Consider the following 26158-nt stretch of genomic DNA (forward strand, 5'->3'; position numbering starts at 1 on the left):
GGTTGCACGACGCGGCGTTGATCGCCACGGCGCCCGCCGGAAGGCTGGACGCGTCGCCACCACCGAACCCGCGAGGGAGCAGCCGTGTACGTCACCCGCCCGCACGCCCTGACCGCAGCCGGCGCCGCCGACCTGCGGGACCGGACCGAGGTCATCGACGCGCTCTACCGGTTCGGGCTCGGCCAGGACCTCAAGGACCGCGCCCTGCTCGCCTCGGCCTTCGCCCCGGACGCCGTGCTGGACTTCCGCCCGGCCGCCTCCGCGTGGGGCGCCGAGCCGCCGCCGATGACCGGCCGCGACACGATCGTCGACACGATCCTCGGCGGGTTCGAGGGGCGCGTGCTCACCACCCACCAGGTCACCAACCCCCGCGTCGAGCTCGACGGCGACACCGCCCGGCTGACCGCGCTGGTGGAGGCCCAGCACCTGCTCACCGCCGACCGGTCCGTCCACGCCCTGCTGAAGAACCTCTACGACGTCGACCTCGTCCGCGCCGGCGAGGGGCCCGGCTGGGTGATGCGCCGCGTCGTCATCGACAACGTCTGGCTCACCGGCGACCCCGCCGCGATCTTCACCTGACCCGCCCGACCGCCTCGCCCGCCCGCGGAGCCGGACCGCCCGGTCCGGTTCACCCGGGCCGGTCCGGCTCGGTGGCGACGGCGGCGGCGATGCCGTCCAGGACCAGGGCGAGGCCACCCTCGAACGCCTCGCGCGCCGCCTGCTCCAGGTAGGGGACGTCCTCGGCGACGGCGGCGCCGCCCTCGGCGTCCAGCCAGGCCACCAGCGGGAAGCGCTCGGTGAACCCGGGCGCCAGCTCCTCCAGGGCGCCGGCCCGGCCGTACCACCACCGCTCCTCCGACAGGCCCGTGTCGCGCACCGCCTGCCGCGACTCGGTGAAGGTCTGCGCCGCGCCGCGCACCACGCTCGACAGCGCCGACACCGCGCGCCGCACCGACCGCGCCGGCAGCCCGGTGCGGGCCAGCACGCCCAGCAGCGCCTCCAGCACCCGGTACTCGTTGGGCCCGAGCACCGGGCGCGCCTGTGACACCTGGAGCATCCACGGATGCCGCAGGTAGAACTCCCAGGAGTCCTCCGCCCACCGGACCAGCGCCGCCCGCCAGCCCTGCCCGGTGTCGTAGCCGCCGGGCAGCTCGGCCAGCGCGCGGTCGTACATCAGGTCCACCAGCTCGGCCTTGCCCGGCACGTAGGTGTACAGGGCCATCGCCGTGCGGCCCAGGCGCTCGCCGACCGCGCGCATCGACAGCGCCGCCATCCCCTCGGCGTCGGCGACGGCGATCGCGGTGTCCACGATCACCTCCACGCTCAGCCCCGGCCGCGGCCCCGGACTCCTGCGGGCCGGCTCCGCGCCGCGCCACAGCAGGTCCATCGAGCGGCGCGGGTCGCCCTGCCCGGCGAAGACGACCAAGCGCATCTCCTTATGCCATAAACTGCTACAGATCGTAGATCTCTTTACGCCCTAAGATACCAAGCGAGTGAGGAAGCCCCCATGCCCCTCCAGCCGACGCCCGCGCCGCCCGGGACGCCCGCGGACGCGCTCCGGGCCGCCGACGCCCACGACGTGATCGAGGTGCGCGGCGCGCGGGAGAACAACCTCGCCGACGTCAGCCTGGACGTCCCCAAGCGCCGCCTGACCGTGTTCACCGGCGTCTCGGGATCGGGCAAGTCGTCCCTGGTGTTCGGCACCATCGCCGCCGAGTCGCGGCGGCTGATCAACGAGACCTACACCGCGTTCGTGCAGGGGTTCATGCCGAGCGTGGGCCGCCCCGACGTCGACGCGCTGCGCAACCTCAGCGCCGCGATCGTCGTCGACCAGGAGCGGATGGGAGCCAACTCCCGCTCCACCGTCGGGACCGCCACCGACGCCCACACCATGCTGCGCATCGTCTTCAGCCGGCTCGGCGAACCGCACGCCGGTACCTCCTCGGCGTACAGCTTCAACAACGCCGAGGGCATGTGCCCCGCCTGCGAGGGGCTCGGCCGCGCCTCCCGCGTCGACGTGGACCGGCTCGTCGACCGCGACCTGTCCCTCAACGAGGGCGCCGTGACCGTGCCGAACTTCGGCGTCGGCTCCTGGTACTGGAAGGTGATCGCCGACTCGGGGCTGTTCGACCCCGACGCCAAGCTGCGCGACTACACCCCCGCCCAGTGGGACGACCTGCTCCACAAACCCGCCACGAAGATCAAGAGCAGCGGGATCAACACCACCTACGAGGGCCTGCTGGTCAAGGTCAAGCGGCTCTACCTCGACAAGGACATCGAGTCGCTGCAGCCTCACATCCGCGCGTTCGTCGAGGGCGCCGTCGCCTTCAGCGCGTGCGGCGCCTGCGGCGGCACCCGCCTGGGCCCCGCCGCGCTGGCCAGCCGCATCGGCGGGCTCAACATCGCCGACTGCGCCGCCATGCAGATCAGCGACCTGGCCGCCTTCGTCCGCGGGATCACCGAGCCGTCCGTCGCGCCGGTCGTGGCGACCCTGCAGGGCACCCTGGACTCCCTGGTCGAGATCGGCCTCGGCTACCTCAGCCTGGACCGCGAGTCCACCACCCTGTCGGGCGGCGAGGCCCAGCGCGTCAAGATGGTCCGCCACCTCGGCTCCAGCCTCAGCGACATCACCTACGTCTTCGACGAGCCCACCGCGGGCCTGCACCCCCACGACATCGCCCGCATGAACGACCTGCTGCTGCGCCTGCGCGACAAGGGCAACACCGTCCTGGTCGTCGAGCACAAGCCCGAGACCATCGCGATCGCCGACCACGTCGTCGACCTCGGCCCCGGCGCCGGCGCGGACGGCGGCCGGATCTGCTACACCGGCGACCTGCCCGGGCTCCGCGCCTCCGCCACCCTCACCGGACGCCACCTGGACCACCGCGCCCTCCTGCGCGAGAAGGTCCGCGAGCCCTCGGGGCACCTGGCCATCAAGGGCGCGGACCTGCACAACCTCAAGAGCGTCGACGCCGAGATCCCCCTCGGCGTCCTCACCGTCGTCACCGGCGTCGCCGGATCGGGCAAGAGCTCACTGATCCACGGGTCCCTGCCCGGCCGCGACGGCGTCGTCGTGGTCGACCAGTCCCCGATCCGCGGGTCGCGCCGCAGCAACCCCGCCACCTACACCGGGCTGCTGGACCACGTCCGCGCCGCGTTCGCCAAGGCCAACGGCGTCAAGCCGGCCCTGTTCAGCGCCAACTCCGAAGGCGCGTGCCCGGCCTGCAAGGGCATCGGGCTGGTCTACACCGACCTGGCGATGATGGCCGGCGTCGCCTCGGTGTGCGAGGAGTGCGAGGGGCGCCGCTACACCGCCGAGGTCCTCACCTACACCCTGCGCGGCAAGGACATCAGCCAGGTCCTGGGCATGCGCGTCGCCGAGGCCCGCGAGTTCTTCACCGCCGGGCAGGCCCGCGCCGTCCTGGACCGCCTCGCCGACGTCGGCCTCGGCTACCTCGGGCTGGGCCAGCCCCTCACCACCCTGTCCGGCGGGGAGCGCCAGCGCCTCAAGCTCGCCATCCACATGGCCGAGAAGGCCGCCACCTACGTCCTGGACGAGCCCACCACCGGCCTGCACCTGGCCGACGTCGACCAGCTCCTGGCCCTGCTGGACCGCCTCGTCGACGGCGGCAACACCGTCATCGTCATCGAGCACCACCAGGCCGTCATGGCCCACGCCGACTGGATCATCGACCTCGGCCCCGGCGCCGGCCACGACGGCGGCCGCGTCGTGTTCACCGGCACGCCCGCCGACCTGGTCGCCGGCGCCGACACCCTCACCGCCCGCCACCTGCGCGACTACGTCCGCAGCGCCTGAACCGCCGCCGGCCCGCCGGGCGCCCCGGCGGGCCGCCCGGCGGGCGGAGGGGTCAGCGTGGCGCCGCCCGGCCCAGCACCTCCAGGTAGTGCGGGTTGGACATCACGCCCAGCACGTTGCCGAACGGGTCCACCACCGACGCGGTGCGAAACCCCGTCCCCTCGCCCCGCTCGGTGATCTTGTCGTGCTCCCGCGCTCCCATCGCCAGCAGCCGCTCCACCGCCGCCTCCAAATCGTCCACGTGCCAGAGCATGATCGCCCCGCCAGGGCCGTCCTCCGGCCCTCCCGGACGGAACCTGGCGTCGATCAACCCCAGCTCGTGCTCGTAGTCGCCCACCCGGAACTCGTAGTAGGCGGCGCCGCCGTCCGGGCCCGCGACCCGGTAGTACGGCTGCATCCCCAGCAGCTCGGCGTACCAGTCCTTGGCCGCCTCCATGTCGTCGGCGAAGTAGCTGATGGTGGCGAATCCCCGCAGCATGTCGTGCCTCCCGGTCACCGGGAACCGGACCCTCCGGCCCCGACACCCACGACGCTAGACGGCCAATAGGTCACCCAACGTCCTATAGGCGCGGCAGGATGGGAAACATGCGCGATCCCTCCGGGCGGCTGCTCCAGCTGCTGTCCCTTCTCCAGACGCCCCGCGAATGGTCGGGCACCGAACTGGCCGAGCGCCTGGACGTCACCGCCCGCACCATCCGCCGCGACATCGACCGCCTGCGCGACCTCGGCTACCCCGTCCACGCCACGCACGGCAGCACCGGCGGCTACCGGCTCACCGCCGGCGCCGCGATGCCGCCGCTGCTGCTCGACGACGACGAGGCGACCGCCATCGCGATCGGCCTGCGCACCGCCGCGGCCGGCGCCGTCACCGGCATCGAGGACACCTCCCTGCGCGCGCTGGCCAAACTCGAGCAGGTCCTCCCCCACCGCCTGCGGCACCGCGTCGCCGCCCTCACCGAGGCCGCCGTGCCCCTGCCCCCGCAGGACGGCGCCCCGCCCACCGCCGACCCCGCCGTCCTGGCCCTGCTCGCCGCCGCCTGCCTCACCCGCGAGAAGGTCCGCTTCACCCACACCGCCGCCGACGGCCGCCGCACCCGCCGGCTGGTCCAGCCGCACCGCCTGGTCACCGCGGGCCGCCGCTGGTACCTGGTCGCCCACGACGAGGACCGCGCCGACTGGCGCACCTTCCGCGCCGACCGCATCACGGGCCCGCACCGCACCGGCATGCGCGGCCCCGAACGCGACCTGCCCGGCGGCGCCGACGCCGCCTCCTGGGCCATGGACGCCCTGGCCGGCGGATCGGGGACGATCCGCGCGCGGCTGCTGCTGCACGCCCCCATCGAGCAGGCCGCCGAGCACGTCACCGCCTGGCAGGGCGTCCTGGAACCCGCCGACGAGCGCACCTGCCTCCTGCACACCCGGTCGGACTCGATGCGCTTCCTGGCCTACCGCGTCACGCTGCTGCCCCTGGACTACACCCTGCTCGACCCGCCCGAACTCGCCGGCCACCTGGCCGCCATCGCCGACCGGGCCACCCGCGCCATCCGCCCCTTCACCGCCCCCGAGCCCACCTGAGCGCCGCCCGCGGCGGGAGACCCGGTGCGCAGGCCGCCCGCGCGGTCGGTTGTCAGGGTTCGCCGGGGGCGGTGTCGATCGAGGTGTCGCCGAGCGACTCCAGGAGCGCGCGCAGCGCGGAGGCGAGGCGCTCGCGGTCGGCCGGCGGGAGCCCCGCCAGCAGGCGCTCCTCGTTGGCGGCGTGCAGACCGACGACCTCGTCCACGATCTCCAGGCCGCGCGGTGTCAGCCGGACCCGCACCGACCGCCGGTCCCCGGTGTCGCGCACCCGCTCCACCAGCCCCCTGGCCTGCATCCGGTCGATCCGGTTGGTGATCGCACCCGAGGTGACCATCGCGGCCCGCAGCAGCGCCCCCGCCGTCAGCTCGTAGGGGGCGCCGTGCCGGCGCAGCGTCGCCAGGACGTCGAACTCCCAGCTCTCCAGCCCCCGCGCGGCGAAGAACTCCTTCAGCTCCCGGCCGAGCAGCAGCTGCGCCCGCGAGATCCGCCCGACGACGCCCATCGCCGACACGTCCAGGTCGGGACGCTCGCGGCCCCACTGCGCCAGGATCGCGTCCACCGCGTCCGCCATGTCCCGCCCTCCCGCGACAATCTCAACGTTGAGATTACCGCCCCGGCCGGGCGAGCTCCCGGCAGTGCTCGCCAGCTCGGCCGACGAGGATCGCGAAGCGCATGCCGGTGATCGTCCACCGGCAGTCGATCACGGAGTGATCGGTCCGAGGAACGTCCCGCCCGAGACGTCGACGGTCTGGCCGGTCACCCACCGGCCCTGCGGGCCCGCCAGGAACCCGACGACGTCCGCGACGTCCTCGGGCTCGCCCAGCCGCCCCAGCGCGGTGATCGACTCCAGCCCGGCGACCACCTCGGGGATGGAGGTGTAGCCCGCGGTCATGTCGGTGCGCACCGCCCCGGGCGCGACGGTGTTGACCGTGATGCCGCGCCTGCCGAGCTCGTTGGCCAGCGACGGCGCCATCGACTCCAGCGCGGCCTTGCTGATCGTGTAGCCGATCTGGGTGGAGACGGCGAACCGGCTCGCCGTCGAGCCCATGTTGATGATGCGGCCGCCGTCGTTGAGCAGCGCCATCGCGCGCTGGATCACCAGGAACGGCACGGCGACGTTGATCTCCAGCAGCCTGCCCAGCTCCGCCGCGGTGAGCTGCGAGATCGGGTTGGTCGAGCTGATGCCGGCGTTGTTGACCAGGATGTCCAGTCCGGCCCCTCCCCGGCCGGCCTGCGCCAGCCCCGCGGCCAGCTCCTCGAACAGCCGGTCCACCGCGCCGTCCTCCCCGAACCGCGCCCGGATCGCGAACGCGCGGCCGCCGGCCTCCTCGATCCGCGCCACGGTCTCCTTGGCCGCCTGCTCGTTGCCGCCGTAGTGGACGGCGACCAGCGCGCCCTCGGCCGCCAGTCGCAGCGCGACCGCCCGGCCTATCCCCCGCGAGCCGCCCGTCACCAACGCCGTCTTGCCGGTCAGAACGTTCATCGTGGCTCCCTGTCCAGTGGCCGGTCCGCGGCGGATCCGGCGATGAACCGACGGTCGCGAAGGGGGCTCACCAGATGCTCACCGCGAGCTCACCGTGACGCGTCGATGCCGTCCGGCGGCATCACTCCACGTTTATAGCCCAGGACTCACCGTGAAATCGTGCAGGGTAACGGCGTCGTCCCCGGAACGCGGCCCGGGGCCGATGCCCCTGGAACCGGCGCGGTCGCCTCGGACGCGACGAGACCGCTCCCCCGCGCTGCCGGTGCCCGCGCCCTAAATGGTTTGCCCGCACAAGGTGCGCGCGGGGATGCTCTGCCGAAGCGGCAAGGGAAGGAGACCGCGAGGTGGTCGTCACCGCGCCCGGCGAGCCGTCGGGGCCCGAACCTGAAGTCCGCACGGCGGCCGGCGTCCTGCGCGGCCGGCGGGAGGCGGGCCTGGCGGTCTTCCGCGGCGTCCCGTTCGCCGAGCCGCCGGTCGGCGCCCTGCGCTTCGCCGCGCCTCGGCCGGTGCGCGGCTGGGACGGCGCGCGCCTGGCCGTCGCCTACGGCCCGCCGCCCCCGCAGTCCGGCGTGCTCGGAGCGTCCCGGGACACCGGCGGGGACGACTGGCTGACGGTCAACGTCTGGACGCCGGAACCGGATCCGGCGGCGGCGCTCCCGGTGATGGTGTGGATCCCCGGCGGCGGCTACGTCATGGGCAACGCGGGCCTCCCCGAATACGACGGCGGGAACCTGGCCGCGAGCGGGACCGTGGTGGTGTCGCTCAGCTACCGCCTCGGCATCGAGGGCTTCGCGCAGATCGACGGGGCCCCGGCCAACCGGGGCCTGCTCGACCAGGTCGCGGCGCTGCGGTGGGTGCGCGACAACATCCGCGGCTTCGGCGGCGACCCGGACCTGGTCACGGTCTTCGGGCAGTCGGCGGGCGGCGGCTCGGTCGCCGCGCTGCTCGCCATGCCCCGCGCCGCGGGGCTGTTCCGCCGGGCGGTCGCCCAGAGCGTGCCGGGGACGTTCTTCTCCCCCGAACTGGCCGCCGACGTCGCCGCCGCCTGCGCCGCCGAACTCGGAGTGCGGCCCACGGTCTCCGGGCTGTCGGCGGTCGAGCCGGACCGGCTTCCCGCGGCGGGCGACGCGATCTCCGCCCGGATGGCCCGCCGGCGGGAGCGCTGGGGCCCGATCACCCACCGGCCCATCCCGTTCGCGCCGGTCGTCGACGGCGACGTCCTGCCGGCGACCCCCTGGCAGGCCCTGGCGGACGGCGCCGCCCGCGACGTCGCGCTCCTGGTCGGGCACACCCGCGACGAGCACCGGCTGTTCAGCCTGATCGACGGCGTGCTCGGCCAGGTCACCGGCGAGGAGACCGAGACCGCGCTGCGCATGCTCGCGCCCGGACCGGACGGCGCACGCCGGTACCGGGAGGCGTTCCCGGACGCGACCGACGAGGAACTGTACGAACTGGTCAACGCCGACTGGCTGTTCCGCATGCCGAGCCTCCGCCTCGCCGACGCGCAGATCGCCGGCGGCGGCCGGGCCCACCTCTACGAGCTGACCTGGCCCGCTCCCGGAGCGGGCGGGGCCCTCGGCGCCTGCCACGGCCTGGACGTGCCGCTCGTGTTCGGCAACCTGGGCAGCGGGCAGCCCGCCATGCTGATCGGCGACCCGCCCTCCCCGGCGGCGCGGGAGCTGTCCGCGCGGATACGCGAGGCGTGGACGGCGTTCGCCGCCCACGGCGACCCGGGCTGGCCCGGCTACGACGCCGAGCACCGCCTCGCCCGCCTGTTCGACACGCCGCCGGTGACCGCCGCGTACCCCGAAGAGGCCTCGCGGCTGCTGTGGCAGGACCACGCCTTCCCGGCCCTCCCGCTGCTCGCGCGATAGCGGCCGTCACGGTTCCGGTACGCCGCCCCGCGCAGCAACGCCAAGGGCACTGTCACGGGCGAGATTCACAGCACCGGCGATCGCCTCAGCCGGAGTGACCCCGGGCTCGATGTCGTCGGAGGTGGGCGAGCAGCCGACCGACGCGCCGCAGGGGGACGAAGGAGATCGACACTCTCCTTCCATTTTCAACCTATAGCGGAACGGGGGGCTTGCGGCAAGACCCCGGTCGTGCCGCAGAATCGTCGGCCGAGGCCAGTACCTGCGGGAACGGGGCGCGGCCGTGCGGCGGCGCACGTGGTGGCGCGGTGCCGTCACGGGCCGCACGCGAGCCTCGCGGCGCGCCCGCGAGGACTCGGCGCGCGGGGAGCCGCGCCGGCGGTCTGGTCCAGGACCACTCTCTCGAATGGGGTTTCATGATCGACGTGATCGTGGTCGGCGGCGGGCCGACCGGGCTGATGCTCGCCGGCGAGCTGCGGCTGCACGGGGTGGGCGTGGTCGTGCTGGAGAAGGACAGGGAGCCGGCCGCGTTCGTCCGCGCGCTCGGCCTGCACGCGCGCAGCATCGAGGTGATGGACCAGCGCGGCCTGCTGGAGCGGTTCCTCGAGCACGGCAAGCGGTACCCGATCGGCGGCTTCTTCGCCGCCATCCGCAAGCCCGCGCCCGAGCGGCTGGACACCGCGCACCCCTACGTCCTCGGCATCCCGCAGCCCGTCACCGACCGGCTGCTGGCCGAGCGCGCGGACGAGCTCGGCGCCGAGATCCGGCGCGGCCGGGAGGTGGTCGGGCTGAGCCAGGACGAGCACGGGGTGACCGCCGAGCTGGCCGACGGGACGCGGCTGCGCTCGCGCTACCTCGTCGGATGCGACGGCGGCCGCAGCACCGTCCGCAAGCTGCTCGGCGTCGGCTTCCCCGGCGAGCCCACCCGGGTCGAGACCCTGCTGGGCGAGATGGAGGTGACGGCGCCCCCGGAAGAGGTGGCCGCGGTGATGGCCGAAGTCCGCGAGACCCAGAAGCGGTTCGGCGCCGGGCCCGTCGGGGACGGGATCCACCGCATCGTGGTGCCCGCGGAGGGCGTCGCGGAGGACCGCGCGGCCCCGCCGACGCTCGAGGAGTTCAGGAGCCGCCTGCGGGCGGTCGCCGGCACCGACTTCGGCGTCCACTCCCCGCGCTGGCTGTCGCGCTTCGGCGACGCCACCCGGCAGGCCGAGCGCTACCGGGTCGGCCGGGTGCTGCTGGCCGGGGACGCGGCGCACATCCACCCGCCGGTGGGCGGGCAGGGCCTCAACCTCGGCGTCCAGGACGCGTTCAACCTCGGCTGGAAACTGGCCGCCGAGGCCGGCGGCTGGGCGCCGGAGGACCTGCTGGACAGCTACCACCGCGAGCGGCACCCGGTGGCCGCCGACGTGCTGGACAACACCCGCGCGCAGATGGAGCTGCTGTCCACCGAGCCGGGTCCGCGCGCGGTGCGCGAGCTGGTGTCGCGGCTGATGGACTTCGACGAGGTGAACCGCTACCTGACCGAGAAGATCATCGCGATCGGGATCCGCTACGACCTCGGCGGCGGGCATCCGCTCGTCGGGCGCCGGCTGCGGGACGTCGGGCTGAAGCAGGGCCGCCTCTACGGGCTGATGCACGGCGGCCGCGGACTGCTCCTCGACCAGACCGGCCGGCTCTCGGCGGCGGGCTGGGCCGACCGGGTGGACCACGTCGTCGACACCAGCGAGGAACTCGACGTCCCCGCGGCGCTGCTGCGCGCGGACGGCCACGTCGCGTGGGTCGGCGACGACCAGGCGGACCTGCTCGCCCACCTGCCCAGGTGGTTCGGCGCTCCCGCCGCCTGAAGCGCGGCCCGCCCGCCGGTGCCGCCCGTCCCGGTGCCCGTCCCGCCGCGCGGCACCGGCGCGGGCGGCACCGGGCGGTCAGGCGCCGACGGCCGGCTTGAGCACCTCCCGGCACCACTGGCGGAAGCCGGTGGGCGTCGTGGCCTGCGGAGTGCGCGGCTGCGCGTTGTAGAGGCCCCGGTCGGCCGCGTCCGCCATGGCCACGATCCCCCGCGCCCACGCCTCGCTCATCCCATGCCGGACGAGCGCGGCCCTGTGGGCCTCCCCGGAGATCTGCTGGTAGCGGACGGGGCGCTCCAGCACCTCCGTCATGATCTGCGCCATGTCGTCGTGGGACAGGTCTTCCGGGCCGAGAAGGGGGACGTCCTCCTGCCCCTCCCAGGAAGCGTCGAGGAGCAGGCCGGCCGCGACGGCCGCGATGTCCCGGGTCGCGCAGGTCGGGACCTTGCGGTCGCCGGAGACCGAGGAGAAGAACACGCCCTCGCTCCTGAGGGGCTCGACCTGCCGGAGCATGTTCTCCATGAACCCCGGAGCGCACAGGGAGCGGTAGTGAACGCCCGTGCTCTCGATCAGGGCGTCCATGGCGAAGACGGCTGAGATCTGGCCGGCGTTCCGGGCCGTGCCCCGGCCCAGGCTCGACACGCCGACCACCCGCTGGACGCCCTGGGCCTCGATCGCATCGCACACAGGCCGGGTGAAGTCCATGACGTGCCCGTGGAGGCTCTCGGCGCGGGGGTTCGGAGGCGCCACCCACAGGACGCGGTCGGCGCCCTCGAACGCCTTGGTGACCACGCCGGTGTCGTCCGCGGCCCCTTGGACGACCTCCACGCGTTCTCGCACCCGCGCGGGCAGGCGCGAGGGATCACGGGCGATCACCCGGACGGGGCGGTCGGCGTCGAGCACGAGGTCGAGGACCTGGCTGCCGATCTGGCCGGTGGGAGTGGTGATGACGAGCACGAGGCCTCCATGACGACGACTCTAACCGGAACCGGAATACCGCTTCCTCTTTGCGCCATGCACGGTACCGGAACTACGCTTCCGGTTGTCAAGCCATGACCGAGAACACACGGCCCCTGCGCGCCGACGCACGCCGCAACCGCGAGCGGATCATGACGTCCGCCGGCGAGCTGTTCGCTCGCCTCGGCCACCGCGCCCAGATGGAGGACATCGCCGCGCACTGCGGCCTCGGCATGGGCACCCTCTACCGGCACTTCCCCAACAAGAGGGCGCTGCTGACGGCCATCGTCCAGGAGCGCTTCCACGGCATGGCCGACCTCGCGCGGGCGACGGAGGAGATCGACGACCCGGGCGAAGCCCTCGAGGCGGTCCTGCGCGGCTACCTCGAGGCCGCGAACGGCGACGCCGGCTTCCAGCTGGCGCTCATGGGCTCCGACGGGCCGCAGTGGGAGGACGTCCGGCCGCAGAAGGCCGAGTTCGCCGAGGCCGTCGGCCGCATCATCGACCACGCGGTCTCGTCCGGGCGGGTGCGCGAGGACTTCACCTTCGCCGACTTCGCCATGCTCGCCAACGGCGTGATCGCCACCATGTACTTCAAGCCCGGCGGCCTCGCCGACTGGCGCCGCCACCTGCGGATCGTCCTCGACGGCATCCGCGCCGACGCCCCCGGGTAACACCGCCCCCGGACTGCGCACCCGGGGCTCCCCGGCGCCGGTGAGGCACTCTGCCCGGCCGGGAGGTCGGGGGCCTGCCCCCAACGTGGTCGGCCGGCGGCGTGCGTACGGTGCCGAGCCGCCGAGTGGTCACGGCCCCTCGTGGCGGACGACGGAGAAGTCGACCTGGAGCGCGTAGCGGTGGGCGACGTAGGAACTCACGGTGTACTCCAGCGGAGCGCCGTGCTGGTCCGTGATGGAGCGCGTCTCGACCAGCATCGGAGTGGTGGCGCTCACGTCGAGTTCGGGTGCGTCGTCATCAGCGGTCCTGGCGGTCAGGACGGACGAGCCAAGGGTCGGATGCAGGCCCAGGCGGCGGAGCGCGTTGTGGAGCGATCCGGTCTCCAGATCCGCGGTGAGGAGGGCTTCGAGGGCCGCGGGAAAGGCCGCGTGCTCGATGGCGACGGGCAGATCGCCGAAGAGCCGGACGCGGCTGATCGCGACCACGGCCGCGTCTTCGCCGGACGCGGCCGGGTACAGCGCCGCGGTCTCGGCGGGCGTGGCGGGGCGCAGGCCCGCCTGGAGGACGCGGGAGCGGGGAGCCGCGCCCGCCGCGCGTGCCTGGTCGTGGAAGCTGAGCAGGGTGCCCACCGGACGGGCGGCGGCGGGCTTGCGGACGAAGCTCCCCCGACCGGGCACGCGCTCGAGCAGGCCGTCGCGTTCCAGCCCCGCCAGAGCCGCCCGCACGGTCATGCGCGAGACGCCGAACTCCTCGGCCAGCCGAGGCTCGGACGGGAACGGGTCACCGTCGACCCCGTCGGCCAGCCGGCGGCGCAGTTGCTTCTCGATGCGTTCGTACAGGGGCTGCGGAGCGGCCATGGCGGGGCTTCTTCCTCCGGGTCCGGGACGGTTCGATCGAGCGCCGCGTACGCGGGCCTCTCACCATCGTCCTCATCTGTGTAGGCTGTCTATACAATACCTCCGTTGACCAAAGGGGAACGCCATGACCGTCGCATCCGTCTCCGCCGCTCGATGGGACGGCCCGCTGCCGACCGGCGAGGAGGTGGCGAAGATGATCGACCACTCGCTGCTGCGGCCGGAACTGACCCCGGCCGAGGTCGCCGAGGGCGTGGCGACCTCGCTGAGGTACCGCACCGCGTCGGTGTGCGTGCGCCCGGTCGACGTTCCGGCCGCCGCGGCCGCGCTCGCCGGCAGCGATGTCGCGGTCGGCACCGTGGTCGGCTTCCCCCACGGCGGGTCGACCACCGCGGCGAAGGCCTTCGAGACCGCCGAACTCGTCGCCCTGGGCGCACAGGAGATCGACATGGTCGTCGACATCGGCCGCCTGCGCGCAGGCGACACCGCCCACACCCGGGATGAGATCGCCGCCGTCGTCGAGGCCGCGGACGGCCGGCCGGTCAAGGTGATCTTCGAGAACGCGTACCTGGACGACGCCCAGAAGGTCGCCGGGTACCGGGCGGCCGAGGCGGCGGGAGCGGCCTTCGTGAAGACCAGCACGGGCTTCGCCCCGGGTGGAGCGACTCCCCACGACATCGCCCTGATGCGGCGCACCGTCTCGGCGCACATCCAGGTCAAGGCCGCCGGCGGCGTGCGCACCCTCGACGCCCTGCTCCATCTGCACCACCTGGGCGCCACCCGCTTCGGCGCGACCGCCACGGCCGCCATCCTGGACGACCTTCGAGGCCGCATCGCCGGCGCCCCTCCTCTGGCGGGCGGCGACACGCCTTCCGACTACTGAGCGCACCGGCCCCACGCTGGAGACGCTCGCCGGCCCCACCGGTCGGGGAGCCGCTGGCCAGGCGCTTCGCAACGACGGCGGAGACGATCGTCCAGTTCGGACAGCCGCGGGGCGACCTGCCCCGTGGTCGTCCTCGTCCCGGATGTCAGGCTGGGAAGCGGACGTCGCGACGCCGTACGCCATCGGCGCCACCGAGCACGTCGAGGAGCTCCACCAGGACGGCGTGCGCGGTGTCGAGCCGCTCGTGCCCGCAGCGGCGCGCCATCCGCTCCTGCTGAGCGGCCCTGCCGCGCCGTGCGGCTTCGACGGCGGCCCGTCCCCTCGCGCTGAGGCGGACCCGCCGGATCCGCGCGTCCGCCGGGTCGGGCACTCGCTCGAGGTACCCGAGGCGCTCCAGTTCGGCGACCGCCTTCGACGCGCCCTGCTGCGTCATGTCCAGCCGGGCGGCCAGCTCACCGATGGTCGGTTCGGCTTCGATGAGGTGCTGGAACACGTAGCCGTGCGAGAACCGCAACCCGGCGAAGCCCTCCCGTTCGATGTCCCGGCGCACTTCCTCGGCCGCCGCCAGGCCGACGAACAGGGCGAGGCTGCCCAGATCGAGATCCTCCGGTCGCACGGCATCCGATCCGCCATCGGGACCGGCCGCTGATGACTGCATGGACCCAGCCTGCACTTGACAACCTTGGTTGTGCAACTATGGTTGTGTTCATGTCGCACGACCGTGACCGGGAAGCCCGGAACATCGATCTCGCCGTCCGCTACCACCAGGCGGTGTCCGGCGGAGCGTCCGCCGAGGAGATCACCCGCTTCCTCGCGCCGGGGATGATCCACGAGGAACTGCCCAACCTGCTCTTCCCCGAAGGGGCGGTACGCGATCTCGACGCGATGCGGGAGGCCGCCGAACGCGGCCGGGAGGCCATGGCGGAGCAGCGGTTCGAGGTCCGCAACGCCGTCGCCGCCGGCGACCAGGTGGCACTCGAGGTGGAATGGTGGGGCAGGCTCGCGGTCCCCTACGGTCCCTATCCCGCCGGACACGTGCTGCGGGCGCGCATCGCCGCCTTCCTGCGGGTCGAGCACGGCCGGATCGTCGCCCAACGCAATTACGACTGCTACGAAACTACGGCGCCCGACAGCGCCGCACCCGATCCCACGCACTGACCCTCAACGATTTAGGAGCGGGAAAAGGCCCTGCCAGCGGGGAGGCAGGGCCTTCGTGTGCTGCTTGTCGGGTCGGTGGTCACTCTGCCGGATCAGTCCGCGCCCTCGTGGTCCTGGCGGTCGGCGATGGACTGGGCTCGGCGGACGGAGCCCGACAGCAAGATCGGCGAGCTGGGCTTGCGGGCGGCGCCGATTGGATTGGCGCTGCTGCGTCCTTGTCTCGTTCAGGAGAGCGTGCCCCAGCGCTGGTAGGTGTTGGAGGTGTTGCAGGCCGACATCCAGGTGCCGCCGCCCCCCGTCGCCCCTTGCAGGCACTTGCCGGAGGCGACGTTCTGCACCAAGCCGTAGCCCAGGTGGTACCACATCTGGTTGTAGGCGCCGGTGCACGCCATCAACAGGGCGCTCCCGTTCTTGTCGGTCAGGCAGCGCCCGCTCGTGGTGTTGACGACGCGCCCGCCCCAGACGTCCTCGACACCTCGCCAGTAGCGGCGGCCGCTCGTGCAGCTACCGGTCCAGGCACCGGACAGGTCGGGGGTGTCGATCAGGCAGCGACCACTGCCGCTGTTGTAGAGACGGAACGGCGCGTCGGCCGCGATGCCCTCGGCCGCGGCGCCCGTGTCCGCTTCGGCCGCGACGGGTGCCGCACCGAGCGCCAACCCGGTCGCGGCGGCGATCGGCGCGACGCGCCGCAGGATCTTCGTTCTCATGGCTGTTCGTCCTTCCCGCTGTCGGAACTCCGCTGCCGTTGGGACAGCGGCCGCCAGTCAAACAAGCCGTTGCTTCAAATCAGCTTCAGATCCGCTTCGTGCCACCGGGTGATGGCAGGCCACCGTCCACCTCGTAGGCGTCGCCGACGACCTCCGCTCCCCACACGTGCTCGGGCAGGTTTGAGGATCGCGGTGCAGAGGTCGTCGGTGAGGCTTGAATGCGGCCGAGTGCTTGATGCGGCGGGCCGCGCCCCAGTTCAGGCCTGGTGGGTACCGCCACCTGGATCGGTCCGGATGCGTTTGTGCAGGCCGGACGGGATCTGGTGGAGGGCCGGGCGTCCTGCGCCGAGGTGATCGGCAGCGGTGTTGGACCCGGCGTTGAGGGGACCACTTGGCCCCGCGGCCGGTGGTCTTCACTTGGGAGGTGCTCCAGAACCTGGCGCGGACAGGACGTTCGGTAAGCCCTGCCCTCCCAGTTCAGGAGCGTTTTCGCATGTCGACGACCAGCCGGAATCAACCCGCCATGAAAGCGGGGGGCCAGGGGATCGGCAAGACCGAGCCGGTCCCTACTGGGTGAGGCGATCGTCCTCCGGCGGCTGGCTGCAGGGCGAGCCGTCCCGGCGTGTTCACCGAGGCTCTGCGATCCCAGGACCCGTTCCGGTCGAGCCGCCAGCGGTCTCGTCCGGCCGCCCGGCCTGTTCGGCCCGCACGGCCCGTTCGCGCTGCTCGGTCTCCGCGGCCCGGGCGGCGTCCCGCTCACGTTCCAGTGCCTGCAACTCGGCGCGGTGGGCGGCCTGCGCGGCGGCCATGTCGGTGCGGGCCTGGTCACGTTGATCGCGCATCTGCTCGGCGGCGTCAAGGGCAGTCTGCCGCTGCGCGTCGACGCGCCGGAGGTCCTGCTCCGCTGCGGCGCGGGCCGCGCGCACTTCCTCGGCCGCGCGGGCGCGGGCGGCCTCGGCCTCCTGCTCGGCGCGCTCCAGCCGTCCGGTGAGCTCGCCGATCGTCGCGTCCTTCTCGGTGAGGCTCTGGCGGGCGGCGGCCAGTTCGCGGGCGGCAGCGTCCAACCGCCCGGCCAGAGTGCCGACCTGGGCGCGGGCCGCGGCCAACTCCCGCTCCAGCTCGCTGAGCCGGGCGCGGGCGGTGTCGCGCTCGGAGCGCGCCTCCTGGCCCGCTTGGACGGCCACCGCGGTCTCCTGCTCGGCCTTGGTCCGGGCGATCCGGTGCGCGTCGGCGGCGTCCTCGGCCCGCCGGGCCAGCTCGGCGGCGCCGGCGGCGCGCTCGGCGGAGCGCTCGGCGTCGGCGCGGGCCTCGGCGGCCTCGGCCAGGGTGGTCTGCTCACGTCGTTCGGCGGCCTCGCGGGCGACGATCGCCTCGGCCGTGGCGGCCTTGGCCTGCGCGGTCTGGGCCTCCAGGCCGGCATTGCGCTCCAGCACGGTGGTGCGCAGATCGGCCAGCTCGGCGGCGAACCGCTCGTCGCGGTCGGCGGCCGCTCGCAGCAGTTCGGCGTGGGAGCGGCGGTCGGTCTCCTCCCGGTCGGCCCAGGTGATGAGGGCCTGCAATGGCTGCTCGACGGCGGCGCCGACGGCGGACTCGCGGGCTCGCCGGGCCGCCTCCCGGCAGTCCTGGCCGTTCGGGCCCTCTCCGCTGTGGTGGTACTCGCGGCGGCGGCCGGTGGTCGCGCGCGGCGGCAACGGTCCCCGGCAGTGCTTGCACCGCCCATGCGGCGCCGCATCCGCGACGTCTGGCCCCTCCTCCCCCGGGCCCCCGGCCGACGTGGCGGACGGGAGCGGGGCACTGGTGACGGCTGGAACGGGCAGCGCATCGCGGGCGGCATCGGGCGCCGGAGCTTCAAGATCGGCCATGCCCCCATCGTGACAGGTTTCGCAGTTGGTTTCCGAGAAACCTAAATTAGGTTCCTCGGTTTCTAGAAACGCGATAGTTCGAAGGCATCTAGATAGGGTTAAGGGAGACTTAACCCTGACGACGAGAGCGCCGGCGCGGTACGCTCCCCGGGTGACTCCATCGAGGATGCTCGGGCCGGGACTGCTTCTGGCGATCGTGGTGCCCTTGCTGATCGTCAAGGCCGTCATGCCGCCGGTGGTCCGCCGCCACGGCGGGAGCTCCGAAGACCTGAACCGGCTCCGCGCGGCCCTTCCCCGCCGCAGCGATCTGCTCGGCCGCCTGCGGTGACCGCTCGCGGAGGCCGACCGGGGCGATGGCTCCCTCGATGAGCACAAAGCCTTCCCACCGAAGCCGAGTCGGGGTGCGTCGACGGACCGGGGTGAAAGGACCGACCCGGTACCAGGAGCTTTCCAGCTTCGCGACGCACTGTCACGAAAGGGTTACTTGGATGCGCGTCCGCTCCGGCCTCGGTCCGCTCGCCGCCGGGCGCGCACCGGCCCCAGATCCTCTGGCAAGCGACGGTGCCGGGCGCGAACTCTTCCCCGCCCGCCACCGCAGCCTGCTCGACCACTGCTACGGCGAAACCAGCGGCGCCCGGGGCGACGGCTCCCTGCCCGGCCCCGGCCTCCCCCACGCCGCTGGCGATGGTCCGGGGGCTACGCCGTGACCGACCCCCAGGACGGCGGCCGCGCCCCCTCGCCGCCGCTCCCCGCGCTCGTATCACGGCAGGCGCCACTCCCCCGGACCGAGCCCGCCGTCACCGGCACCGCTGTGCCCTCACCCCCGGCCCCGCCTGAGTCGCCGCCGGACGAGACCCTGTCGCCCGAGGCGGCCGCGATGGTGACCGCGGGGCTGGCCGACAACACCACCCGCGCCTACATCCGGCACTGGGCCACCTTCACCCGCTGGTGCGAGCTGACCGGCCGGACGCCGCTTCCGGCGACCCGGGAGACGCTCGCCGAGTACGTCCACCACCTGACCGGCACGACCACCCAGTACGGCAGGCCCCCCGCGCCGGCCAGCATCGACGCGATGCTCAGCTGCGTGCAGTCCGCGCACAAGCTCGCCGGTCTCGACTGCGATCCCCGGCTCGCCCGGATGGCGCTGCGCGCCTACCGCAAGCAGCGCGCCGCCCATCCCGACCCGGCGCTGCGGCACCGGGTGCGGCGCGCCCCCGAGATCGACGTCAACGCCCTCCGCGCCATGATCACCGCGATCGGGGACGCCGCGGACGCCGGGCGGATCCACCCGCTGCGCGCCGAACGCGACCAACTCGTCCTGGTGCTCGGCTTCGCGATGATGGGCCGCCGCTCGGAGGTCGCCGCGCTCGACATCGAGGACCTCACCTTCACTCCTCGCGGACTGGTCATCAACGTGCTCAGATCAAAGACCGACCAGGATGCGGTCGGCAGCGAGGTCGTCCTCAAGCACGGCAGGCGCCCGCAGACCGACCCGGTCGCACTGCTGCGGACCTGGGTGGCGCGGCTCGCCGACGCCGAACCGCCCATCACCGGCGGCCCGCTGCTGCGCGGCATCGACAAACACGGCCGCCTGGGCGGTACGCCCGGCTACGCCGCTCCCGGACCCAACACCGGCCGCATCGACGACGAGACCCTCAACGAGATCGTGCGCGACGCCGCCATCCGCGCCGAGCTCGACAACGCCGCCGCGCACACCTTCCACGGGCTGCGCGCCGGCGCCGCCACCTCCGCCGCCGAGGCCGGCGCCGCGCCCTCCACCATCCAGGAACACGGACGCTGGACGAGCCTGGCCATGGTGTTCCGCTACTGGCGACGCGGCTCAGCCTGGGCCAACAATGCCCTGGACGATGTAGGGCTCTAACACCCCGCGCCCCTCGGCCCAACGCCGCCTCCCCCGAACACAACCGGGCCACCCAGCCGCAAAACTCGATCAGCGACGGCGCGCCGATTGCAGCTAGCCAGCCACGCCCGCGAGCTGGTCGCCGAAGGCTGGGCCGTCACCGCCGATCAACTCACGGCACCGTCGGACGCACGGCCGTCCGACGCGGCGTCCGCGATGCGGCGATCGTGGCGGTGTTGCTGTACGTCGGCACCCGGGTGGAAGAATGCGCCCGCCTCGAACTCGAGGACATCCCCATCACCGGCCGCACCGTCCCCTTGGCCGCGTTCGCTCGCGTTCACCTCACTGCATGGCTTGATGAGCGCGGTCGCGCCCCGGCTCGCTATGGACTGGCCAACGTGGCCGCCTCCGGTATCAGCGAGGTCGTCCTGGCCGTCGGCGAGGACGGCCGCATCACGGGTCTGCGGCCCCCGTCGGGCGCGTCTTCAACCTATAGACGCCCTGACCAGGGCGTTGCCCCTTCGGCTGTCTTGGCTGCCCCGTACCTCAGTGGCCGCGCATCCATGCACCACCGCGACCAAACCGCACCGGGCGGCCTCCACCGCGTCCTCGACTTCGATCTCGACCTCGCGGGACAGGACAGTAAAATCAGCTGGTGCCGCCGCCCCCGCCCGTACTGGCAGAGCGCGAAAGTCGGGCCTCCAGGTCAATGGAAGCCTGCCGAGCTTTCCGCAGAGTACTTCTTCGGGCAAAAGTAAGTAGCCCTCGCATCTCCTCCGCCGGTCAAGACCAGCTAGATGCGAGGGCTCCCGTCGCGCGCCCCCTAGTGGGGTTGCTCAGGTGGCGACCCTCAGATTCTCTCATTTGAAGAATGGAGGCCACCAATTCGCTGCTAGTTCTTCAAGAAGTGCAAGAGCTCCAGCACGAATATCCCCACCTCAGCGGCGGTTGCCACTATAACCAGGCTCCGCTGCGGCCTCTGGGGAACACGGCATCCTTCGTGCACCGACGGCTGCATGGATTCGCCCTCGAGGTGCGCACAAGTGTGAGATTTGCGGAATCGGCGCAGGGTGCAGTGTCGGTCAACCCCGTGAGCACCTCGAACGCAGCCGGCCGATCGGCATCGCCGATCGGCCGGACCGCTGTGCACCTGGGGTCGGGACGACGGGTTTCTCCGCTTGCATGGAAAAACCTTACTGAGTCGTTTTCTCGGCATCGCTGTGCCTCCATGAACGAACGCTCTGGGGGATCGGGGAGGGAACTCGACCCCGAGGACTGTAGCGCGCCGACTGCCTTTCAGTGGCGGCATTGCGTCCAACATTCTTCCAAGCGTTGAACTTGGGCCCCGGGACCGGGCCGCCCGCCGCACAACAACCGGACAAAGTGTTGGACTAAGGGACACGAGGACGAAGAATTGAGAGAAGGCGAACACCACGTGCCATCGCCCGGCAGGGAGTCGGGGAACGTGAACAAGCCCCAGATGGCTGCGGAGTACGCGCAACAAGTCAAGGCCCGTTACGACGTGGTCTGGTGGGTCAGTAACCGCCAGGGCGGCTCGATCCGCACCGCACTCGCCCCCCGCAACGACCTTGAGCTCGGCGAGCAGGGCCTCCGGTACCCGAAGGCCGGCCGGATGCCCGGTCGACTCGCGCAGTCTCCACCCTACTGATCTTGGTGGACGACCAGTCCAGCCCTAGGACGAGCTCCGCATATCAGATATCGCCCTAGCGCACACAGAGCCATACACCGAGGGATCATGCAGCCGGAGCCCCGCGCCGATGCCAGGGGGCAGAGCCGGCACCTACCTCCTGCCGGCGCACTTGCCCCTTCCCGGGGCACGGCCAGACGGTGACTGGGATCAGCAAGGTGTGATTCGCTCAGGAGCCGTCCGCACCAGAGCTGACCGGTCATGTCGTAGATGTAGCAGTGATCGCAGGACAGGTTGCAGTGGCCGTGCATTTTGAAGACGAGGTCGCACTGCGCGGGTCTGTCGTTCGTCGCCGTTCCCCGCCGCCGGGTGGTCGAGCCGACCGCCGGTACAGGCATCGCGCGGTCGGCGGTGACGAGGGGAAGGCCTTCAGGACTTTTGGTCTTTGGGGGATCGGAGTCGTTTGATCAGGGTGATGAGGCGGCGGCTGGAGGTGATGACCGCCGAGCCGACGGCGCCCACCAGCGGCTCGCGTTCTTCTTCGGCGGTCGGGCCGGGGTCAGGCAGTGCAGGGGCGGGGCAGCGCCCGCGGTATGCCTCCAGCTGAGCGGCGAACGCCAGGCCGTAGAACAGCGCGATCGAGCTGAGGAACGACCACAGCAACAGCGCCATCAACGCGGTGAGCGGACCATAGGTGCTGCCGAACGTGGTGTTCTGACCGGTGTAGACCGCCAGACAGAAGGTGAACAGGGTCCACAGCGCAAGGGTGACCAGCGCGCCGAAGGCCAGCCACGTGTGGCCGGGTTGCCTGCGGCGGGGAGAGCCCCGGAAGAGCACCGAGGTGGAGGCCAGCGCGAGCAGGAAGCCCAGGGGCCAGCGCACCAGGTCGAAGGAGGAGCGCAGACCCTCGCCCCAGCCGTAGACCTGGGCGAGGGCGTCCCCGATGGCGTCACCGCCGCCCATGATCGTGAAGCCGGAGACCATCAGCGCACCCGCAGTGACCGCCAGTACCGCTCCCCTGCCGTACTTGCGGTGAAACGGGCGGTCGCGTTTCATGCCGTAGATCCGGTTCGCGCCGCGCTCGATCTGAGCCATCGTGCTGGTCAGGGACGCCAGCGCGGTGGCGAGACCCAGCCACAGGGCGAGCGCGTCGCGGCTCTGCCGCTGTTCGCCGAGCACCTCTCGGACGGCATCGCTGTCCCCGCCGGGGGCCAGCCGGCTCAGCGTCAGCTGGATCACCTGGCCCAGCTGCTCCTGGTGGATGACCGAACTCAGCCCGACCAGGGCGATGGTCCCTGGAACGATCGACAGGCACATCTGGAACGCCAGCGCCCTGGAGTGGCTCATACCGTCGCCGTACCTGAACCGGATCCATGAATCGCGGGCCAGGTGTCCCACGCCGTACTCACGCAGGGTGGTCCAGGCATCGCCGACCGAGAGCTCCTCACCGCTCATGGTGCGCGTCTGGGGCACGAGAGTCACCGATGTCACGGCGACACCGTACCTATTGTGGTGATGTTCCCGACTCGCACGTGCTGCGCGCACCGACAAGCACGGCCACCGGGGCGGCACGCCCGGTTACGCAGGCCCCGGCCCCAACACGCACCGGCGACAGACCCTCGACCAGATCGTGCGCGACGCCGCCATCCGCGCCGAGCTCGACAACGCCGCCGCGCACCTTCCACGGACTGCGCGCCAGCGCCGCCGCCTCGAACGCTGCACCAGCCCGCCCATGGTGTTCCGCCATCGGCGCCGCGGCTCGGCCTGCGCCGGCCACGCGCTCGACGATGTTGGTCTTCAGGGCATGCCGAGCCTCTATCGCCCGGCGGCCTCGCCGTGCGGCACCTGCCCCTACCGCCACGACGTCCAGCCGGGGATCCCGGACGCCGCCGAGTACGACAAGCCGCCCCGCTACGACCAGCCCACCATCGATCAGCCGACCGGGATGCGGTGCTGCCACCTGACGCTCGCCTGCCGGGGCGTGCGGGCTGCGACGACGGGGACGAGTTGCTCGCGCTGCGGATCGCGGTCCTGCTGGGGGGCGATGGCGCCGCAGACCACCGACCGACGCGGAGGCGGAGGCGGCGGTCGCCGCTGCCCGCGCCGCCCGCGACGACGCCGAGGCCCGAACCGTCCAAGCCGAGGAGGCCTCGGAGAAGGCCCGCGAACGCGCCCGCTCCGACCGCCTCCGCGCGCAGGAGGCCGAACGTGAACGCGACGAGGCGCTCCGGGCCGCGGAGCAGACGCGTGCCGAGCCGCCGTTGCCGGTGCGGCGCAGGCCAGAGCGGAGACCACCGGGGCGCGGGATGCCTGCGCGGAGGCCGAACGGCTTCGGGCGGTGGAGGAAACGCGCGCCGAAGCCGCCGCCCAACGCGAACGCGCCGACCACCGCGTCCACGAGGCGAGCCGGGGCCGCAGCAGGCTTTCAAGGCGCTGGCGGCGGCCCGGTCCGGCAACGCGCGGCGCTGGGAGGCTACGGAACACGCACGCCGTCAGGCCGACGCGGCTCGCGCCCTCGCCGAGGGACTGCGAGCACGGATGGAGCGCCTTCGCGAGGAGTTCGTCGGCGCCCGTGTCGGATTGTGCACCGAGCAGTCATGCTCGGCCGGACTGTCCTGCGGATGCGGCGGCACCGCCGAAGGTGACAGGGGCACGTCGGCCACGTCCAGAACGAGGATCTCGCGGCCCGGAGCCCGGCGTGGTAGGCCAGGTGGCAGAGGGGCCGGTCGCGGGGGCGCGGATCACGGGGCGTTAGGTGTCGCAGGAGCGTGCGGTGGTGCAACGTCCGGGTGCGCTGGGGCGGGCCCGGTGCTCGCACGAGCTGGGGCGGCCGGAGCTGCGCAGGGCGATCCGCCGGGTCCCCGGCGTTGGTCAGAGCGGGCAGATCACCTGTCAGCCGAACCTCGCGAGGTGATCACTCACGGTAGGCGACGGCGTCGATTTCGATGTCGAACTCTCCGGCCCAACCCGCGACGGGCACGAACACCCGGGTGGGTGCGCTGTCAGGGAAGTACCGGGCGTAGACCTTGTTGATCACTCCGTAGAATCCGGCGTTCGCGGCATAGATGCGCACGTTCACCACGTCGTCCAGAGTCGCTCCGGCTGCGGCCAGACAGGCGGTCAACGCGCGCAGGCACGCGTCGGTCTGCGTCGCGATGTCCCCGCGGACCAGTTCCCCGGTCCCGGGGTCATAGGGCGGCAGGCCGGACACGTAGACCGCCGGGCCGGCGGTGTTGACGAGAGTGAGCGGGACGCCGAGCTGGGCGAAGGCGTCCGAGAGGACGGGAACTGTAATGACGGTGCGCATAGGGGTGCCTCAGTATCCTGCGACGTTCGTCGCGGTCGTGGAGTGGCCCAGGTTGGCCACCCCGTCGCGGACACCCTTCGGGGCATCGTTGATGTCCTGCTGGGTGAGGTCGAGGTGGAACACGGCGCGCACCCCGGCGGAGTTGGAGGGCGCGCCGTCGAGCCGGAAGCGGACGATTTCGGTCTGGACGCCGGCCGGTTCGATGACGATGTCTTCGGCGTCCGCCGGCCCGGTCGTCTGGGCCTCGAGTTCCCTGACGGTCGGGTCGTCGTTGTAGACGTCGTTGCCCGCGACCGCGGTGGCGATGGCTCGGCGCATCGCGGCGGTGGGTCGGGAGCAGGTGGCCGAACGGAGGGCGGTCCGGGCCAGAGGCATCGTTCGCTTCCCTGGGAGGATCACTGTGGAGCCGTGGCGGGAGCGGCGGTCGCGAGCGTGTGTTCGCGGGAGTGCTTGACGATGACGGACAGCACGGCCGCGATGACGCACATCGTGGCGCCGCCCCACCAGGCGTAGGTGTAGGTGCCGGAGACGTCACGGATGAGGCCCGCGCCCAGGGCGGCCGCGGCCGCGCCGAGCTGGTGGGCGGCGAAGACCCATCCGAAGACGACGGTGCCGCGCTCGCCGAAGATCTCCCGGCACAACGCAGCGGTCGGTGGGACGGTCGCGACCCAGTCCAGGCCGTAGATCACCACGAACAGCACCATGCTCGGGTGCACCGTGTCGGACAGCAGCCAGGGCAGCAGGAGCAGCCCCACGCCACGGAAGACGTAGTAGGCGACCAGGAGTTTGCGGGGGTCGAACTTGTCGGTGAGCCATCCCGAGGCGACCGTGCCCGCGATGTCGAAGATCCCCACCACGGCGAGCAGCCCGGCCGCGGTGGTCGTGGCCATGCCGTGGTCGTGCGCCGAGGGGATGAAGTGGATACCGATGAGGCCGTTCGTGGTCGCCCCGCAGATCGCGAACGCGATCGCCAGGGCCCAGAACGAGCCCTGCCGTGACGCGAACGCCAGACCGCCGAAGGCGGCGCGCGCGGCGCCGCCGTTCGTCCGCGGCTGTGTGAGGTAGGTGTGGGGGTCCGCCCCGTAGGGCACAGCACCGCGGTCCTCCGGGTGGTCGCGCACCACCCACCACACGATGGGAACAGGCGCCAGCGCTGCCGCCGCGATCAGCAGGGAGGCCGGACGCCACCCCACGCCCTCGGCCAGCGCCGCGACGAGCGGCAGGAAGATGAGCTGCCCGGTCGCCGAGCCCGCGGTCAACAGGCCCATCACCAGGCCGCGGCGCTGGAGGAACCAGCGGTTGGCGATCGTGGCCGCGAACACCAGCGCCATCGCCCCGGTTCCCAGCCCGATGAGCAGCCCCCAGAAGATGAGCAACTGCCAGGAGGCCGTCATCAGCACACTGCCGCCGGCGCCCAGCGCGACCAGGGTCAGGGCCGTGGCCACCACCTGGCGGACGCCGAAGCGGTCCATCAGCGCGGCGGCGAAGGGCGCGGTGAGTCCGTAGAGGACCAGGTTGATGCTGACCGCGAGCGACATCACGCTCGTGGACCAGCCGAACTCCTCGTGCAGGGGCACCATGAGCGCGCCGGGGGCGGCACGGAACCCCGCCGCGCTCAGGAGCGCGAGGAAGGCCACCGCGGCCACCCACCATGCG

The 26158-nt window shown here is 72.6% G+C and carries 26 protein-coding genes and 1 pseudogene; 13 read left to right on the top strand and 14 right to left on the bottom strand.

Annotated elements, in window-relative coordinates; translation table 11 throughout:
• Positions 1 to 84: 84 nt before the first annotated feature.
• Entirely contained in the window at positions 85 to 579 is a 495-nt protein-coding gene (locus FKD65_RS01315; protein WP_141575431.1) for a nuclear transport factor 2 family protein, read from the top strand.
• Between the two features lie 49 nt (positions 580 to 628).
• Here the strand turns inward: FKD65_RS01315 and FKD65_RS01320 are convergent, their stop codons facing one another.
• Positions 629 to 1426, bottom strand: coding sequence for a TetR/AcrR family transcriptional regulator (locus FKD65_RS01320; protein ID WP_141586246.1), 798 nt, complete (start codon positions 1424 to 1426; stop codon positions 629 to 631).
• An 81-nt stretch (positions 1427 to 1507) separates the two neighbouring features.
• On the opposite strand from FKD65_RS01320, the gene FKD65_RS01325 reads away from it, so the two are divergent.
• Positions 1508 to 3817, top strand: a complete 2310-nt coding sequence (locus tag FKD65_RS01325) for an excinuclease ABC subunit UvrA (protein ID WP_141575433.1) — start codon at positions 1508 to 1510, stop codon at positions 3815 to 3817.
• A gap of 52 nt (positions 3818 to 3869) precedes the next feature.
• On the opposite strand, the gene FKD65_RS01330 is transcribed toward FKD65_RS01325, so the two are convergent.
• Positions 3870 to 4295, bottom strand: a complete 426-nt coding sequence (locus tag FKD65_RS01330; protein ID WP_141575435.1) for a VOC family protein — start codon at positions 4293 to 4295, stop codon at positions 3870 to 3872.
• Positions 4296 to 4402: 107 nt separating this feature from the next.
• Between FKD65_RS01330 and FKD65_RS01335 the strand changes: the two genes are divergently transcribed.
• On the top strand, positions 4403 to 5392 hold the full coding sequence (locus FKD65_RS01335; RefSeq protein WP_141575438.1) for a YafY family protein: 990 nt from the start codon (positions 4403 to 4405) through the stop codon (positions 5390 to 5392).
• Positions 5393 to 5444: 52 nt separating this feature from the next.
• Here FKD65_RS01335 and FKD65_RS01340 read toward each other — a convergent pair whose 3' ends face one another.
• Both FKD65_RS01340 and FKD65_RS01345 read right to left on the bottom strand, forming a co-directional pair.
• A complete protein-coding gene (locus FKD65_RS01340) occupies positions 5445 to 5963 on the bottom strand; it encodes a MarR family winged helix-turn-helix transcriptional regulator (RefSeq protein ID WP_141575440.1) in 519 nt (172 codons plus the stop codon).
• Between the two features lie 129 nt (positions 5964 to 6092).
• Complete coding sequence (locus FKD65_RS01345) at positions 6093 to 6875, bottom strand: SDR family NAD(P)-dependent oxidoreductase (protein ID WP_141575443.1); 783 nt, start codon at positions 6873 to 6875, stop codon at positions 6093 to 6095.
• A gap of 344 nt (positions 6876 to 7219) precedes the next feature.
• Between FKD65_RS01345 and FKD65_RS01350 the strand changes: the two genes are divergently transcribed.
• Together FKD65_RS01350 and rox are read left to right on the top strand one after the other, a co-directional pair.
• Positions 7220 to 8749 carry a carboxylesterase/lipase family protein gene (locus FKD65_RS01350; RefSeq protein ID WP_141575446.1) on the top strand — a complete coding sequence of 510 codons (1530 nt, stop codon included), beginning with the start codon at positions 7220 to 7222 and terminating at the stop codon, positions 8747 to 8749.
• A 413-nt stretch (positions 8750 to 9162) separates the two neighbouring features.
• Positions 9163 to 10590, top strand: coding sequence for a rifampin monooxygenase (gene rox / locus FKD65_RS01355; RefSeq protein WP_141575448.1), 1428 nt, complete (start codon positions 9163 to 9165; stop codon positions 10588 to 10590).
• 78 nt (positions 10591 to 10668) lie between these two features.
• On the opposite strand, the gene FKD65_RS01360 is transcribed toward rox, so the two are convergent.
• Entirely contained in the window at positions 10669 to 11547 is an 879-nt protein-coding gene (locus FKD65_RS01360) for an NAD(P)H-binding protein (protein WP_141575450.1), read from the bottom strand.
• A 95-nt stretch (positions 11548 to 11642) separates the two neighbouring features.
• On the opposite strand from FKD65_RS01360, the gene FKD65_RS01365 reads away from it, so the two are divergent.
• On the top strand, positions 11643 to 12221 hold the full coding sequence (locus FKD65_RS01365) for a TetR/AcrR family transcriptional regulator (protein WP_141575452.1): 579 nt from the start codon (positions 11643 to 11645) through the stop codon (positions 12219 to 12221).
• A gap of 129 nt (positions 12222 to 12350) precedes the next feature.
• Here FKD65_RS01365 and FKD65_RS01370 read toward each other — a convergent pair whose 3' ends face one another.
• Positions 12351 to 13079 (bottom strand): GntR family transcriptional regulator, encoded by a 729-nt coding sequence (locus FKD65_RS01370; protein WP_141575454.1) that lies wholly within the window; start codon positions 13077 to 13079, stop codon positions 12351 to 12353.
• 124 nt (positions 13080 to 13203) lie between these two features.
• On the opposite strand from FKD65_RS01370, the gene deoC reads away from it, so the two are divergent.
• Positions 13204 to 13959, top strand: coding sequence for a deoxyribose-phosphate aldolase (deoC, locus tag FKD65_RS01375; protein ID WP_141575456.1), 756 nt, complete (start codon positions 13204 to 13206; stop codon positions 13957 to 13959).
• A 145-nt stretch (positions 13960 to 14104) separates the two neighbouring features.
• Here the strand turns inward: deoC and FKD65_RS01380 are convergent, their stop codons facing one another.
• Positions 14105 to 14575 carry a MarR family winged helix-turn-helix transcriptional regulator gene (locus tag FKD65_RS01380; protein ID WP_141575459.1) on the bottom strand — a complete coding sequence of 157 codons (471 nt, stop codon included), beginning with the start codon at positions 14573 to 14575 and terminating at the stop codon, positions 14105 to 14107.
• Positions 14576 to 14667: 92 nt separating this feature from the next.
• Between FKD65_RS01380 and FKD65_RS01385 the strand changes: the two genes are divergently transcribed.
• Positions 14668 to 15117 carry a nuclear transport factor 2 family protein gene (locus FKD65_RS01385; RefSeq protein WP_141575461.1) on the top strand — a complete coding sequence of 150 codons (450 nt, stop codon included), beginning with the start codon at positions 14668 to 14670 and terminating at the stop codon, positions 15115 to 15117.
• Between the two features lie 224 nt (positions 15118 to 15341).
• Here FKD65_RS01385 and FKD65_RS01390 read toward each other — a convergent pair whose 3' ends face one another.
• Together FKD65_RS01390 and FKD65_RS01395 are read right to left on the bottom strand one after the other, a co-directional pair.
• Positions 15342 to 15824, bottom strand: a complete 483-nt coding sequence (locus FKD65_RS01390) for an RICIN domain-containing protein (protein WP_141575463.1) — start codon at positions 15822 to 15824, stop codon at positions 15342 to 15344.
• Positions 15825 to 16450: 626 nt separating this feature from the next.
• Positions 16451 to 17515 (bottom strand): hypothetical protein, encoded by a 1065-nt coding sequence (locus FKD65_RS01395; RefSeq protein WP_141575465.1) that lies wholly within the window; start codon positions 17513 to 17515, stop codon positions 16451 to 16453.
• 322 nt (positions 17516 to 17837) lie between these two features.
• Here FKD65_RS01395 and FKD65_RS43880 point away from each other — a divergent pair, with 322 nt between their 5' ends.
• The 4 genes from FKD65_RS43880 to FKD65_RS01410 all read left to right on the top strand — a co-directional run bounded on the left by FKD65_RS43880 (position 17838) and on the right by FKD65_RS01410 (position 21216).
• On the top strand, positions 17838 to 18014 hold the full coding sequence (locus tag FKD65_RS43880; protein WP_168220905.1) for a hypothetical protein: 177 nt from the start codon (positions 17838 to 17840) through the stop codon (positions 18012 to 18014).
• Positions 18015 to 18389: 375 nt separating this feature from the next.
• Positions 18390 to 19568 (top strand): tyrosine-type recombinase/integrase, encoded by a 1179-nt coding sequence (locus FKD65_RS01400; protein WP_141575468.1) that lies wholly within the window; start codon positions 18390 to 18392, stop codon positions 19566 to 19568.
• A 206-nt stretch (positions 19569 to 19774) separates the two neighbouring features.
• Positions 19775 to 20305, top strand: a complete 531-nt coding sequence (locus tag FKD65_RS01405; protein ID WP_141575471.1) for a hypothetical protein — start codon at positions 19775 to 19777, stop codon at positions 20303 to 20305.
• 707 nt (positions 20306 to 21012) lie between these two features.
• Complete coding sequence (locus FKD65_RS01410; RefSeq protein WP_141575473.1) at positions 21013 to 21216, top strand: hypothetical protein; 204 nt, start codon at positions 21013 to 21015, stop codon at positions 21214 to 21216.
• Positions 21217 to 21624: 408 nt separating this feature from the next.
• Here FKD65_RS01410 and FKD65_RS01415 read toward each other — a convergent pair whose 3' ends face one another.
• A complete protein-coding gene (locus tag FKD65_RS01415; RefSeq protein WP_141575475.1) occupies positions 21625 to 22686 on the bottom strand; it encodes a YihY/virulence factor BrkB family protein in 1062 nt (353 codons plus the stop codon).
• 313 nt (positions 22687 to 22999) lie between these two features.
• Between FKD65_RS01415 and FKD65_RS46510 the strand changes: the two are divergent.
• Positions 23000 to 23101: pseudogene (locus tag FKD65_RS46510) on the top strand (hypothetical protein); the annotation flags it as partial.
• Between the two features lie 26 nt (positions 23102 to 23127).
• Here FKD65_RS46510 and FKD65_RS46145 read toward each other — a convergent pair.
• The 4 genes from FKD65_RS46145 to FKD65_RS01430 form a co-directional block, all read right to left on the bottom strand.
• Positions 23128 to 23256 (bottom strand): hypothetical protein, encoded by a 129-nt coding sequence (locus tag FKD65_RS46145; protein ID WP_302931579.1) that lies wholly within the window; start codon positions 23254 to 23256, stop codon positions 23128 to 23130.
• 853 nt (positions 23257 to 24109) lie between these two features.
• A complete protein-coding gene (locus FKD65_RS01420) occupies positions 24110 to 24502 on the bottom strand; it encodes a RidA family protein (RefSeq protein ID WP_141575477.1) in 393 nt (130 codons plus the stop codon).
• A 9-nt stretch (positions 24503 to 24511) separates the two neighbouring features.
• The gene (locus FKD65_RS01425) at positions 24512 to 24877 is read right to left on the bottom strand and encodes a beta-eliminating lyase-related protein (RefSeq protein ID WP_141575480.1); all 366 of its coding nucleotides are present in this window, start codon (positions 24875 to 24877) and stop codon (positions 24512 to 24514) included.
• A 20-nt stretch (positions 24878 to 24897) separates the two neighbouring features.
• Positions 24898 to 26139 (bottom strand): MFS transporter, encoded by a 1242-nt coding sequence (locus FKD65_RS01430; RefSeq protein WP_368367201.1) that lies wholly within the window; start codon positions 26137 to 26139, stop codon positions 24898 to 24900.
• Positions 26140 to 26158 lie beyond the last annotated feature (19 nt).

Source organism: Actinomadura sp. WMMA1423, from assembly GCF_006547145.1.
Classification (GTDB): domain Bacteria; phylum Actinomycetota; class Actinomycetes; order Streptosporangiales; family Streptosporangiaceae; genus Spirillospora.